Origin of the sequence: Dactylosporangium sp. NBC_01737 (genome assembly GCF_035963215.1) — a bacterium.
Taxonomy (GTDB): domain Bacteria; phylum Actinomycetota; class Actinomycetes; order Mycobacteriales; family Micromonosporaceae; genus Dactylosporangium.
Genome location: NZ_CP109153.1, coordinates 2,545,335 through 2,558,493 on the forward strand (window position 1 = coordinate 2,545,335; position 13,159 = coordinate 2,558,493).

Consider the following 13,159-nt stretch of genomic DNA (forward strand, 5'->3'; position numbering starts at 1 on the left):
ACCTCCGCTACGCTCCGGCGTCCGCATGACGGACTGCACTGCCGATGCCCGGCCCCTCCGCTGCGCTCCGGTCCGGTCACGCGTCCTCCCCGTCGATGAGGCGCTCCGAGCGGCCCAGGACGACCATTGCGAGCGCGATGAGTGCGGCACCCACGCCGAGCAGCGTGAGGCGGTTCGCGGTCCAGTCGCCGGGCACCGTGCCGCGGGTCGTCGCGAACAGGTACAGCAGCCGGCCCGGCAGGTGCTGCTGCGCGGCGTCGGCGAAGAACTGCTGGATCGCCCACAGGGTCGTGACCAGCGCGCCGGCCGCCGCGGGGCTGCGGAACACCGCACCCGCGGCGAAGCCCAGGCCACTGAGCCCGACGGTCGGCGCCACCCAGGTGAGCTGACCGACGAGGACCCCGTGGTTGGCCGGCCAGCGGGCCCACCAGCCGGTGGCGATCAGCCCGACCGCCGTCAGCGCGGCGACCGCCGCCGTCCAGCCCAGCGTCACACCGGCGCGGCGCAGCAGCGTGACACGGTACGGCGTGGGCGCCGTGAGCTGCAGCTCCACCGCAGGGTCCTGGCCGACGAGCGAGGCGCAGGCGACACCCGCGGCGAGCGGGACCGCCATCTCCAGGGCGCCGAGCAGGATGCGGGCCGTGGTCGTCTCGCCCGGCAGGGGGTTGGCCAGCGCGGCCGCGACGCCCAGGGCGACGGCGATCGGCGGGCCGAGCAGCGCCGCCCAGCCGGCCCGGCGCGCCTCGTGCCGCCAGAGGATCAGTGGTCTCACATCGGATGGGTAGCGTGCCACCCCTGGTGTGGTTCACCGCCGCGCCCGGCGAGCACCACGGCGGCGACGGTGACGGCGGCGCTGACCGTCAGCACGGCCGCGTTCGTCGACCAGACCTCCACGACGACCCGCGCCGGCCACTCATCGCGGGCGAGCACGCCCGCCTGGACCCGCACGGCCCACAGCGCGACGGCTGCGCCGAGCGCCACGTCCGGGCCGAACCGCACGGCGATCAGCAGGCTCAGCGACGACAGCAGCGCCATGGGCCCGAGCCACGCGCCGACGAGCGCGTGCAGGCCCGCCTGCCCCGCCCCGGCCGCGTGCAGCACGGCGGAGGCAGCGACCGCGAGCGCCAGGTCGCACCCGAACACCAGCGTGATGCGCACGAGCAGCAGCAGCCGGGCGGAGGTCGGCGTGGCGGCGACCAGTTCGGCGGCCGGGTCGCGGCGGGAGCGGTACGTGCCCGCGACGCCCGCGGCGGCGACGATCGGCGCGATCAGGGCGAGCACCAGGCCGGCCGCGCCGGTCGCGCCCGCGGCGGCCCTGGCCTGCAGCAGGACGACCGCGACGCCGAGCGCCATCACCAGCGCCGAGGCGAACGGCACGGCGGGGCGGATCAGCCGCGCCTCCGCCACCACCAGCGCGGCGAGGTGCCGCAGGCGGCTGCCGGAGCGGCCGTCGCGGGCCGGCCCTTCCATCGCGCTGCGGGTCAGCACCGCCCGCACCATCCTGGCCGGGTCGGGCGCCGCGCCGGGCGGGACGGCGGCGCTGGCGATCGCCTGCCAGGCGGCGAGCTCCGCGCGGCAGCGCCCGCAGTCCGCCAGGTGCGCGCGGACCCGGTCGCGGTCCGCGCCGTGCAGCGTGCCTGCGGCGTACGCCGGCAGCCAGTCCTTCATTCGGGCACCTCCTGGGCGGTGAGCGCCGCGGCGACGGCGGCCCGGGCGTGGAACAGGCGGCTCTTCACGGTGCCGACGGGGATGGCGAGGACCTCGGCGACGTCGGCCAGCGGCAGCCCGGCGACGAACACCAGCGCGATCACGTCACGGTGGTGCTCGGGCAGCCGGTCGATGGCGGCGGCCACGGGCGTGCCACCGGCCGCCGCGATCGCCAGCTCCTCCGGTCCGGGGCCGTGATCGGGCCGGTCCGTCAGGTCGGCGCCGGAGGGCTCGGGCCGGGCCCGGCCGCGCAACCGGTTGTGTGCCTGCCGGCGGGCGACCCCGAACAGCCACGTCGTCACCTTCGCGCGCCCCTCGAACGCGCCGGCGGACCGCCAGACCGCGAGCATCGTGTCCTGCAGGATCTCCTCGGCGGTCATCCGGTCCCCGGCGAGCCGGTGCAGGTAGCCGAACAGCGCACCGCAGTGCCGCTCGTAGAGCCGGGACAGCGCGGCCGCGTCACCGGCGGCGACCGCCCGCAGCAGGCCCTCGTCGCTGTCCATCCGCTCACCCCCCTCCACCGCAGGGTAGGTAGCGGCCGGGGGTGCGAACGGTTCACCGGGAGGGTCAGTCGCCGCCGGTCATGGAGGCGCCCATGCCGTTGCCGGTGGTCAGGAACGGTGTGGAGGGCAGGGTGCCGTCGGGTGCGCGCGGGCCCTGGGCCGTCGCCGGGTCCGTGGAGCGGAACATCGCCGCGGTCCACGTCCCGCCGTCCCAGGTGTTGCGGCTGGCCTGGACGGCCGCGTTCGCGGTGACCGCGGTCGGGTTGCCGATCGCGACGGAGCTGCGCAGGGTCGCGGGCGCGTCGGCCATGACGAAGCCGGCGGCGCCGTTGCGGTAGGCGGTGTTGTTGGTCAGCTGCAGCGTCGCGCGGTTGCCGCTGTCGGTGAAGCCGTGGTGGATGTTGTCCCAGGCGGCGTTGTGGCGCAGCTGGTGCGCCGCGGCTGCGGGTGGGCTGCCGCCGCCGAGGGTGAAGCCGTTGCCGTTGCTCTGCCAGTTGCGCACGCCCCACCGGTTGACGCCGTTGCCGTAGGCCCAGTTGTATTCCAGGGTCACCGGGCTGCGGAAGTCGCCGAGGTCGAAGCCGTCGTCGGCGTTGTCGAAGGCGCGGCAGCCGCGGATCAGGTTGCCCTCGCCGTCGCCGAACTTCACGCCCAGGCCGATGCCGCTCTGCCCCTCGTCGGCGGGGTTGCGGTTGCGGTAGAAGTCGCTGTCGAGCACCTGGTTGCCGATGGTGCCGTCGTTGCGCAGGGTCAGGCCGGACTCCACGTTGTCGTGCACCGACAGCCGGCGGAAGACGTTGTGCCTGCAGGCGAGGCAGACGTAGGCGTGGCTGCGCGAGCCCTTGATCTCCAACCCCTGCACGGTCCAGTAGTTCGCCTGCTGGGTGATGGCCCACTTGTCGGCCGGGACGCGGGACGCGTCGATGACGGGTGCCTCGTCCTGGTAGTTGCTGACCGTGATGCGCTGCTCGGCGGTGCCGCTGGTGGTGATGGTGACCGGGGAGACCGGCTGGTAGGTGCCGCCCCGCAGGGCGATGGTCTGCCCCGGCCGCACCACGGACACCGCCTTCGCGAGGGTGGCGTAGGGCCGCGCGATGCTGCCGTCCGCGGCGTCCGCGCCGTTCGGTGCCACGTAGATGTCGGCGGCGGCGACGCCGGTGAAGCGGCCCGCCGGGGTGCTCGCCCCGGGGGTGGCCGGTGGGGCCGACGCCGCTGCGGTCGCCGGGGCGGTGCCCGTGGCCGGGGCCGGTGCCGCCGCGACCGGCGGCTCGCCGTCGCCGGGGCCGGCCGGGGTCTCGTAGACCGCGTAGGCGAAGCCTCCGCCGGCGACCACGGCCACCGTGGCCACGGCCGCGGTCTTGTGCTGGAACACCTGCTGGAGGCCGCCGAGCAGCGACGTGCCGGTGGGGGCGAGCAGCGGCGCCTCCAGCGCGGCACGGGCCGCCGCGACCGCCGTCGCGGGCAGCGCGAGCACGCCGATGCCGAGCAGCAGCTGCTCCGGGGTGAGCAGGCCGCGGCGGTGCCCGCCGCAGGCCACGCAGTCGCGGACGTGCCGGGTCAGCCGCTTGCGCCACAGCGGCCGGGCCACCCCGTTCCAGTCCTGCACGACGGTCGCGAGGTCGGCGCAGCGCGGGCCGGCGTGCAGCGCCCGCACGATCAGGCGGGCCGCCTCGAGCTGGGCCTTCATGCGCTGGAGGCGGACCGCGGCGTGCGGCTGGCCGATGCCGAGCGCCGTCGCGAGCTCGGTGCGGGTCAGCTCGCCGCTGGCCTCGTGCCACCACAGCGCGAGGAGGTGCCGGTCGCCGTCGTCGAGCCAGCGGGTCGCCTCGACCAGCTCGCGGCGCTGCCCGGTGAGAACCAGCTCGGTGACGGTGCGCTCGGCGAAGTCACCGGCCGGGTCGGGCACCTCCGCGAGGGCCTCCGGCCGGCGCAGGAACCCCCGCCGGCCGGCCTGGCGCAGGTGCAGCTGGACCTGGCGGTAGGCGATCGCCACGACCCACGAGCGGAAGCGCTCCGGCTCGCGCAGGCCGCGCAGCCCACGCACGACCCGCTCCATCGTCTCCTGGACCAGGTCGTCGACGTCGGCGTGGCCGTTCAACGCCCGCCCGATGACGTTGTACACCAGCGGCAGATGCGTCGCGGTCAGCTCCTGCAGCGCGTCGCGGTCGCCGGACTGCGCCGCCACGACCAGTGAGGCGGTGTCGACCATGGTTTCGGCCACCGGTGCCTCCTGCAGGTCTTGTTAGCGCTCTCATCTGCCGCGCCGCATGGTTGCACGGGCCCTGGAATGTGTAAATGCAAGTTTCACGGCGGTCGGCCACGCCCAGGAAGCGGGTGCTTGTCGATCGAGCAGCGGCGCGGCCTTCGTGCCCGCCCAGCCTCCAGCCGCCCCCGGTTTCAAAACTTCGCAAATCACCCAAGTTGGCAACGCGCGGTGTCCCGCACAGTGGCAACCCTTGATCAAAGGCCGGATCTGGCTGCCCCGACGGCCGGATCCGGCCTTTGATCACGAGCGGGGGCGCGAGATCACCGTTCGGAGCGGGCTCCGGGTGATCAGCAATCCACCAGGCTCCGGCGATACACGTGGGCAGCCCCGCAGGCTCGCGGTGGGAATCCCCTGGCGTGACCCGCCGCGCAGCGGTGGGAGCGGCGAGCCATGGCCTCAGTCAGGGCGGGAAACCGCCAGCTCCTCAACCCCCGGTCGCCATGCCGGCAAGTGACGGCAGCGGCCGGCCACCGGAGGGGCGCGCCCGCGCAATCCCAGCCAGCGCGGCACGCGCGGCTGTGTGAGCGAAGCGAGCATTGGGGGTCCGGGGTGAGAATCCCCCGGCGGGACCCGCCGCGCAGCGGTGGGGCGGTGAGCTATGGCGTCAGCCAAGGGCGGGAAACAGATGGGCCGGCGCTCCGAAGAGCGCCGGCCCACCGCCGGTGGTGCGGGGTGTTACGCGGCCGGGTAGTCCGCGAGGTAGATCGGCACGCCGATCTTGGTGGTGTCGGCCGGGTCGCCCACGCCGTTGACGACGTGGTCGATGATGCCGGCGCTGAGGTTCACCGTCATGATGTGGTGCAGCTTGACGCCCGGCGTCGAGGGGGCCTCGAAGCCGTTCTCGGTGTGGATCGTCGGGTTGTTCTGGTTGAAGACGTAGACACCGGCGCCGTACAGGTTGTGGTACTTCACCTTGTTGTTGACCTTGTAGCCGGCGTAGCCCTCGACGCTGCCGTTCATCCAGTCCGCCTGCGTCGGCGGGTCGTAGGGCAGCTCGTTCTGGTAGAGGACGGTCGTGCCGCGCTCGCCGTTCCAGACGGTGTTGTACTTCTGGAAGTGCTCGACGAACAGGCCGGTCGCGGTCACGTTGTCGCCGTTGATGACGGCGCCGTAGCGGCCGGTGTTGGTGACCCAGCGCTGGTTGTCGCCGTTGACGCCGCCGGTGAAGCCCTCGACGCCGTGGTCGCCGCGCCACACCCAGGTGTGGTCGATGAGCACGTTGTCGCTGTTGACCTCGAGCGCGGTGTCGGTCTTGCCGATGTGCGGGCCGCCGACGCGGAAGTACACGTCGGACAGCGTGGTCGGGTTCTTCGGGTCGCTGATGCCCCAGCCGTGCTCCTTGCCGACGCGCAGCAGGACCTTGGACTCCTTGAGCCCGGCGTCGATGGTGACGCCGGCGACGATGACGCCGGGGACGTCCGCGATGTCCAGCGGGGTCGAGCCGTTGACCGCGGTCAGCGTGGCGTGACCGATGCCGAGGACCACCTGGTTGGGCCAGCGGACCTCGATGCTGCGGGCGATGTCGTACGTGCCCGGGGTCAGCAGCAGGTTCTTGCCGGCCAGCAGCGCCAGGTTGATCTTGGTGACAGAGTCGCCCGGCTTGGCGACGTAGAAGTCCGACAGCGGGATGGTGCGGCCCGCGGTCTGGGCGTTCGCCCAGGAGATGCCGCTGGTGTTCTTCGCCGCCGACGGCACCCGGACGTTGTACTTGCCCTTGGCGTCGACGAAGAGGTACGGCTTCTCGCGGCTCACCGGGGTGGTCGCGAGCGTGGTGTACGGCGGGTTCGGGAAGGCCGAGTCGTCAGGGGCGCCGACGACGCCGGAGAAGACCTGGTTCCACACGCCGTTGGACCAGCTGCCGACCTCGCTGTTGCGGGTCAGCCACTGCTGCTGCGAGCCGTTGACGATCGTGCCGGCCTTCGAGTCGGCGATGAAGCCGCCGCTGGCGTACTGCGGGCCGGCGGTGCAGTAGTCCATCAGCGACAGGTTGCCGCCGGTGACGTTGATGCGCCGCAGCGAGACGGCCTGCGACACGGCCCAGAAGTTGGCCGAGCCACGGCAGCCGTCCTGGCCCTTGGCGTTGATGTTGATCGACAGGTTGGACAGCGTGCGCCAGAAGTTGACCAGCGCGAGGCAGTTGCTGGTGCCGCCGTTCTCGAGGCAGCGGTTGTACACCTCGACCTTGCCGTTGATGACCACGTCGTTGGGGGACGCGCCCAGACCGGCGATCTCCGTGTAGTAGCCGACCTTGATCTGCAGCGGCTGGTCGGCCGTGCCGTACGTGCCGGGCTTGAAGAGATAGGCATACCGCGCGGTGCCCATCTCGTTGTCGACCTGCTTGGCGTAGGTCGCGTCGAGCTTCGCCTGGATCTCGCTGACCGGCGTGCTCGGGTCGAACACGGTGACGTTGGTGCCCAGGTCCTGCGACCCGCCGTGCGACGGGTGCGCGCCGGCCGCCGTCCCCATCGTCGCGGTGGCGGTCGTCATCGCCAGGCTGAGTACGAACACTCGGCCGATGGTGCGACGGCCGGACCACCGCCTCACGGAATGCTCGGACTGGATCGTCATACGGGTGCGTCCTCTCGATCGTGCGGGCGGGTGTGAGGTACACGGATATGAGGGGTGTAGGAGATGCATCGCGGAGTGCGTCGGCGCTGGCGTGAGAGCGCTCTCTCCAGAGTGTTGTTTCTACCGTGTAAATCGGCCGTGCGCTACGTCCGGGCACCCCCGAATTTCCCCGGAACGGCCGATCAGCCAGTGGAAATGCGGACGTTCCGTGCGATCCATCCGCGTTGTGCCGCAACACTTTGCGCGCCACGCCGCGTGCCGGGGCCCGGACGCGTCCGTGAAAGCGCTCCAACGGGCGGGTGAGGCGCAGGGTGATTCCGGTATTTCACCCGGTCCGGGCCGCATAGGTCGGCACTGATGGCCGTTACGGTCGCGTCATGCCTCCGGTCCTGGTCCGCCCGTATGTGAAAGTCATCGCGCATCACCAGATTCCGCCCGCCCCGCACCCGAGCAGCGGACCCGTCGCGGCGCGGGTCGTGCCGCCGCTCTACCACCCGCGGCACTCCGAGACGACCGTGCTGGCGCCCCCGCCGGTCGTGCCGCAACCCCGCCGCAAGCCGCGGCCCTACCCCGCGCTGTCATGGACCGTGCTGGTCCTGACCCTCGCCACGACCGGCCTCGCCCTGACGGCCACCGACCGCGCCGCGACGTCCTCGCCGGACGCCGAGCCGGTCACCGCCGCGCAGGCCGGCCAGCTGCAGATCGCGATCGTCCCGGCGCCGGGCCCGGTGCGACCGCCGCGCTGGCGCCGGCCCCGGTGCCGCAGCCGATCGCCGGCCCCGTGGTCGGGCCGGCCGGCCTCTGCCTGGACGCCCGCTTCGGCGGCACCGTCCAACTGCACCGCTGCTCCGGCGCCGCCTCCCAGACCTGGACCGCCAACGCCGACGGCACGCTGCGCACGGCGGGCCGCTGCCTGCAGCCGGCCGGGCCGCCTCGGCCTGGCCCGCTGCAGCGGCGCCGCGGCGCAGCAATGGGACACCGTCAAGGGCACGCTGGTCGCCCGCTCGTCACGGCAGTGCCTGACCGTCCGGGGCGGCATGCAGCCGTACCTCGCCCGCTGCGCCGGCGCCCCGACCCAGCGCTGGCAGCTGCCGTAGCTGCCTGATCTACGGGACGGTGTAGCCGCCCGCCGGCGCCGGATCGTCCGCGGGCCGTGGGCCGGCCGCCGTCCAGGACTGCCAGCCCTGATACAGGGGGCGGCTCGCCGGTCGCAGGAACCGCTCGCTGCGCGGGTCGGCCAGCCCGGCGAACCCGCCGATGTAAGTGCCGTAGAGCAGGATCGACAGGCCGACGACGGCGAGCCCTACCGCGGTCAGCCCGAGGGTGACCGGGGTGCGGGATGTCCGGGACATCCGCGAACGGTACAACCCGCGAAGATGGACGTCATGCACTGGAGCTGGCGGCGCGGTGAAGTGTCCACGGTGCTCGCCGGGTTCGTCGCCGTCCTGCTCGCCGCGCCCCGCGCCGTGCCCGACGGCGCCGGTCATCTGGGCAGCCTGTTCGAGACGTTCCTGCCCTGGCTCTGCCTGGCGATCCCGGTCCTGTTCGAGGCGGCGCTGCTGCGCCGGTCGCTGCTCGCGCTGCTCTCGGCGCTGCTGCCGGTCGTGGCGTGGCTCGGTCTCTTCGGCGGCGTCCTCACCGGGGCCGGCGCCGCGCACGACCTCACCGTGGTGCAGCACAACGCCGCCGACGACAACCCCGACCCGGTCGGCACGGCGGAGGCGCTGATGGACGTCGAGCCGGACCTGGTCGCGCTCGAGGAGATCACCCCAGAGGCCGCCGGGGTCTACACCGCCGCCCTCGGGCTGCCGTTCCACGTGGTGCACGGCACGGTCGGCCTCTGGTCGAAGCACCCGATCCTGGACGCGCGGGCCCTCGACATCAGGCCCGCCGGGGTCGGCGGGGACTGGAGCCGCGGGCTGCGCGCCGAGGTCCGGCTGTCCGGGCGCAACGTCGCCGTCTACGTGGCGCACCTGCCGTCGGTGCGCCTCGGCGTGCGGGCCGGGTTCGACGTCGCCCGGCGCGACGAGAGCGCCGTCCTGCTCGGCGAGGCGCTCTCCGGCGAACCCCTCGGCACGGTCATCCTGCTCGGAGACCTCAACGGCACCGTGGACGACCGGGGCCTCCGACCGGTCACGGCGGTGCTGACCCCGGCCCGGTCGGATCTCGCGTTCAGCTGGCCGGCGGCGCTGCCCGTGGCCCGCATCGACCAGGTCATGACCCGCTCGGCGACGGTCACGAGGGTGTGGCCGCTGCCCGCGACGGGCAGCGACCACCTCCCGCTGGCCGCTCACATCAGGCTGGATGCCACTACAGCTTGATCTCGTAGACCAGGTTGAACGGGGTCTGGGCGGCGCGGCGGAAGCGGGTGAAGCCGGCCTCCGTCACCAGGTCGCGGATCGCGGCCTCGCCGGCCTGGGCGCCCAGGGAGTGGCCGCCGGGCTGGGAGAGGCTGTGGGCACGCAGAGGAACGTGGAGCCGCTGTAGTGCAGGCGGCCGACGGGGTTGAGGTTGTCCTCGACCTTGTCCGCGGCGTAGGGCTCGACCAGCAGCCAGGTCCCGTCCGGGCTCAGCGCGTCGCGGACCCGGCGGGCGGCCGCCAGGGGGTCGCCCATGTCGTGCAGGCAGTCGAACATGGTGACCAGGTCGTAGCCGGTGCCGGTGAAGGTCTGCGCGGTGGCGACCTCGAAGCCGACCCGGTCCGAGACGCCCGCGTCCGCGGCCTTCTTGCGGGCCAGCTCGATCGACTCGGCGTGATAGTCGGAGCCGGTGACCGCGGTGCGAAGGTACGCCTCGGCGAGCAGCACCGACGAGGAGCCCAGCCCGCAGCCGACGTCGGCGACCCTGGCGCCCGCGGTCAGCCGCTCCTCGACGCCGTCCAGGGCCGGGATCCAGCTGGGCACCAGGGCGGCGACGTAGCCGGGCCGGCGGCGACGACCGGCACCGGACACTGCGGGCGACCGTCGAGTGGTCGTACCAGCTGCTCACCGACGACGAACGCCGGCTGTTCCGGCACCTGTCGGTCTTCGCCGACGGGGTCGACCTGGACACGGCCGAACGCCTCGGCGCCGAGCTGGACCTGGAGCGGGACCCGGGCACCGTGCTGGCCCGGCTGGTCGACGCCTCGATGATGGAGGCCGACTTCTTTGGCACGACCCGCTTCCGGATGCTGGAGACGCTACGGGCGTTCGGGCTCGACCGGCTTGCCGCCGCCGGTGAGGACGGCGCCGCCACCGCGCGGATGCTGCGCTGGGCGGTGGAGCTGACCGCGTGGGCCGCGCAGACCATGACCACCGAGCGGGAGCCGGACGCCGACGCGGTCCTGCGCCGGGAGCTGCCGAACCTGCGGGCCGCGTGGCGGCTGGCCCGGAGCCTGGACACGCTCGACGACGCGGCCGCGATCATCGTCGCGCTGATCGACACGGTGTCCTACCGCGACCTCGTGGAGGTCCGCGGCTGGGCGGAGGAGCTCGCCGACGACCCGGCCCTCGCCACGCACCCGGCGGTGGCCATGGTGCTCGGCACGGCGGCGGAGGCGGCGTATCACCGCGGCGACCATCAGCGCGCCGAGCGGCTGGCCCGCGACGGGCTGGAGCGGGCGACCGCCGGCAATCCCTTGCCACGCAAGGGTTGCGGGGATTGCGGCGCGGATTGCCCGACCGCGCCGCGTGGGTGCCCGACGTCGGGTCTGGTCTTCCTGGGCCGATCGTCACTAGCACGGCGGGCGTCCTCGCCACCTGTCAGAAAGCCTTATTACCCAATTTGCTCCGAAAAGTACAGGACCGCCATACATTGCTAGGAGATGGCGCGTCGGCACCTAGCTGGCGCCTCGCAACGGGGGGTTGGACGCAATGATTCAAGTGAGCAAACCGCGCGACCGCCGGGCAGGGCCCAGACGCGGCCTGCTCGGCTCGGCAGTTGTTTTGACAGTGACGGCGGGCTCCCTGTTGGTCGCTCAACCAGCCTCCGCGGCCGTTCTCGGCAGCCTCACGGCGGTATCGGCCGCCGGCGCCGAGTCGCTGACCGTCACGGTGACCCCGGATGTTCCCGCTGCCACTGACGTCACGGCCAGCCCTGCGTACATCGTCAGCGCAGACGGCCCCGACGCAGGCTCGACGGCAGACCAGACCTGCAACGTCAACACCGTCCTCGGTGGCTCGTGCACCCTGACCGGTCTGGTCGCCGGCACGACGTACACCGTCACCGCCGACCCGCAGGGCGCCACCGTGCTGGCCGACGTCACCGCGACCGGCGTGACGCTGCCGACGTTGAGCCCCACCGGCACCCCGGTCCCGACCGCGACCGGCGTGAGCGGCGAGATCAACGTGGCCTTCACCGGTGTGGCGAACACCCTCGCCACCATCGCGAACTACACCGCGACGGCCTACCTGGGTGGCGCGTCGACGGCGAAGACGTGCACGACCACGACCAACGCGCTGAGCAACAGCTGCAAGATCGGTGGCCTGACCAACGGCACCGAGTACACCTTCAAGGTCGTCGCCAACGGTGCCAGCGGTATCGCCAACTCGGCCGCCAGCGCCGCGTCGGCCGCCGTGGCGCCCGCCGTGACGCCCGCCGCGCCGACCGACGTGACCGCGCGCGCCACGACCACCACGAACGTCCTGGTGTCGTGGACCGCGCCGACCGCCGTCGACGGCCAGACGTTCACCTACACGGTGGCTCCCAAGACCGCCGGCGGATCCGCCGCGGGTGGCGTCACCTGCACGGTGGTGGGCACGACCACCACGGCGAACTGCACGCCCGTGTCGGTGGACACCGGCTACTACTTCACCGTGACGGCGACCAGCAGCGGCCTCACCTCGTCCGCCGCCCAGTCCTCGGTGATCATCCCGACCACGCCGCCGAACGCGGTGACCAGTGTCACCGGCACCGTCGGCGACACACAGTCCGAGGTCAGCTGGACGGCCCCCGTCGCCGGTGCCACTGTCGCCAGCTACAAGGCGACCGCCCTTGAGGGCGGCGTGGAGACCGCGCACACCTGCACCACACCGGCCACCGCGACGAAGTGCACGATCACGGGCCTCACCAACGGCACCGCGTACACGTTCTCCGTCGTGGCCGTCGGCTCTGCCGGGTTCGGCCCGGACTCGACCGCTGCCGTGTCCGGCCCGGTCACGCCGGTCGAGGCGCCGAAGCCGACCGCTCCGGTCGTCACGCCGCCGACCGACGACGATGTCTCCGCCACTTCGGCGGTCATCAGCTGGACGCCCGCGGACAACCCGACCACGCCGGTGCTGTACTTCGTCGCGACGGCAGTCGCGAAGACCCCGGCCGCCGCGGCCGCTGAAGACCTCAGCTGCACCACCACCGGCTCCAGCTGCAAGATCTCGGGTCTTGTGGCCGGCACCGAGTACGACGTCACGGTGCTCGCCCACTCGGCCAACTCGGTCAGCGTCGCCGCGACCACGTCGATCACCACCGACGCCGCCGCTCCCGGCACCGCCGGTGCGATGACCGGGCCGATCGTCACCAACAGCGACGGCCTGTCGCAGATCTTCGCCCGTGGCGGCGACAACTTCCTCTACACCAGCATCCAGGCCGCCAACGGCACCTGGGGCGCATGGACCAACCTGAGCGGCCTCATCTACAGCGACCCGACCGCGGTCAAGAACGCCAACGGCCGGATCACGGTCTTCGCGATCGGCGGCGACCACTCGATCTGGTACCGGCTGCAGAACGGCGACGGCTCGTTCGCCTGGTGGACCCGCCTCGGCACCGAGCGGTACGCCTCCGACATCGAGGTCGCGCAGAACGCCGACGGCACCGTCGCGGTCTTCATCAAGGGCATGGACGACAACCTGTACTCGCAGGTCCAGACCGACCCGGCCGACCCGTCGCAGTGGTCCGGCTGGACCAACCTCGGCGGTCTCATCTACAGCAACCCGACCGCGTTCACCCGTGCGGACGGTGTGATGGAGGTCTTCGCGGTCGGCGGTGACGGCCTGGTCTGGCACCGCGTCCAGTCCGCGCCGAACTCCGGCACCTGGGCCTGGTGGGCTCACGTCGCCTGAGCACGCGGCCGAACACAAGTAGCGGCGAACGCCCCGGGGCCCTCCCCCGGGGCGTCCGCCTACCCCGTACCCGGCATGATCGG

11 protein-coding genes are annotated in these 13,159 nt (G+C 72.9%); 4 read left to right on the forward strand and 7 right to left on the reverse strand.

Going from position 1 to position 13,159, the window contains the following annotated elements:
* Positions 1 to 76 precede the first annotated feature (76 nt).
* The 5 genes from OHA72_RS11090 to OHA72_RS11110 all read right to left on the reverse strand — a co-directional run bounded on the left by OHA72_RS11090 (position 77) and on the right by OHA72_RS11110 (position 7,044).
* Positions 77 to 772: a hypothetical protein gene (locus tag OHA72_RS11090; RefSeq protein ID WP_327007758.1), complete on the reverse strand. Its 696-nt coding sequence runs from the start codon at positions 770 to 772 to the stop codon at positions 77 to 79.
* A complete protein-coding gene (locus OHA72_RS11095; protein WP_327007759.1) occupies positions 769 to 1,668 on the reverse strand; it encodes a zf-HC2 domain-containing protein in 900 nt (299 codons plus the stop codon). The genes OHA72_RS11090 and OHA72_RS11095 overlap by 4 nt, the downstream gene beginning before the upstream one ends.
* Entirely contained in the window at positions 1,665 to 2,210 is a 546-nt protein-coding gene (locus OHA72_RS11100; RefSeq protein ID WP_327007760.1) for an RNA polymerase sigma factor, read from the reverse strand. The genes OHA72_RS11095 and OHA72_RS11100 overlap by 4 nt, the downstream gene beginning before the upstream one ends.
* Positions 2,211 to 2,274: 64 nt before the next feature.
* A complete protein-coding gene (locus OHA72_RS11105; RefSeq protein WP_327007761.1) occupies positions 2,275 to 4,431 on the reverse strand; it encodes a sigma-70 family RNA polymerase sigma factor in 2,157 nt (718 codons plus the stop codon).
* A 720-nt stretch (positions 4,432 to 5,151) separates the two neighbouring features.
* On the reverse strand, positions 5,152 to 7,044 hold the full coding sequence (locus tag OHA72_RS11110; RefSeq protein ID WP_442788561.1) for a pectate lyase-like domain-containing protein: 1,893 nt from the start codon (positions 7,042 to 7,044) through the stop codon (positions 5,152 to 5,154).
* Positions 7,045 to 7,421: 377 nt separating this feature from the next.
* On the opposite strand from OHA72_RS11110, the gene OHA72_RS11115 reads away from it, so the two are divergent.
* Positions 7,422 to 8,141 (forward strand): RICIN domain-containing protein, encoded by a 720-nt coding sequence (locus tag OHA72_RS11115; protein ID WP_327007762.1) that lies wholly within the window; start codon positions 7,422 to 7,424, stop codon positions 8,139 to 8,141.
* Between the two features lie 9 nt (positions 8,142 to 8,150).
* Here OHA72_RS11115 and OHA72_RS11120 read toward each other — a convergent pair whose 3' ends face one another.
* Positions 8,151 to 8,396, reverse strand: coding sequence for a hypothetical protein (locus OHA72_RS11120; protein WP_327007763.1), 246 nt, complete (start codon positions 8,394 to 8,396; stop codon positions 8,151 to 8,153).
* 24 nt (positions 8,397 to 8,420) lie between these two features.
* On the opposite strand from OHA72_RS11120, the gene OHA72_RS11125 reads away from it, so the two are divergent.
* Entirely contained in the window at positions 8,421 to 9,365 is a 945-nt protein-coding gene (locus tag OHA72_RS11125; protein ID WP_327007764.1) for an endonuclease/exonuclease/phosphatase family protein, read from the forward strand.
* Positions 9,366 to 9,428: 63 nt separating this feature from the next.
* Here the strand turns inward: OHA72_RS11125 and OHA72_RS11130 are convergent, their stop codons facing one another.
* Positions 9,429 to 9,995 carry a class I SAM-dependent methyltransferase gene (locus tag OHA72_RS11130; RefSeq protein ID WP_327007765.1) on the reverse strand — a complete coding sequence of 189 codons (567 nt, stop codon included), beginning with the start codon at positions 9,993 to 9,995 and terminating at the stop codon, positions 9,429 to 9,431.
* 149 nt (positions 9,996 to 10,144) lie between these two features.
* Here OHA72_RS11130 and OHA72_RS11135 point away from each other — a divergent pair, with 149 nt between their 5' ends.
* Complete coding sequence (locus tag OHA72_RS11135) at positions 10,145 to 10,843, forward strand: hypothetical protein (RefSeq protein WP_327007766.1); 699 nt, start codon at positions 10,145 to 10,147, stop codon at positions 10,841 to 10,843.
* Between the two features lie 148 nt (positions 10,844 to 10,991).
* Positions 10,992 to 13,076 carry a fibronectin type III domain-containing protein gene (locus OHA72_RS11140; RefSeq protein ID WP_327007767.1) on the forward strand — a complete coding sequence of 695 codons (2,085 nt, stop codon included), beginning with the start codon at positions 10,992 to 10,994 and terminating at the stop codon, positions 13,074 to 13,076.
* Positions 13,077 to 13,159 lie beyond the last annotated feature (83 nt).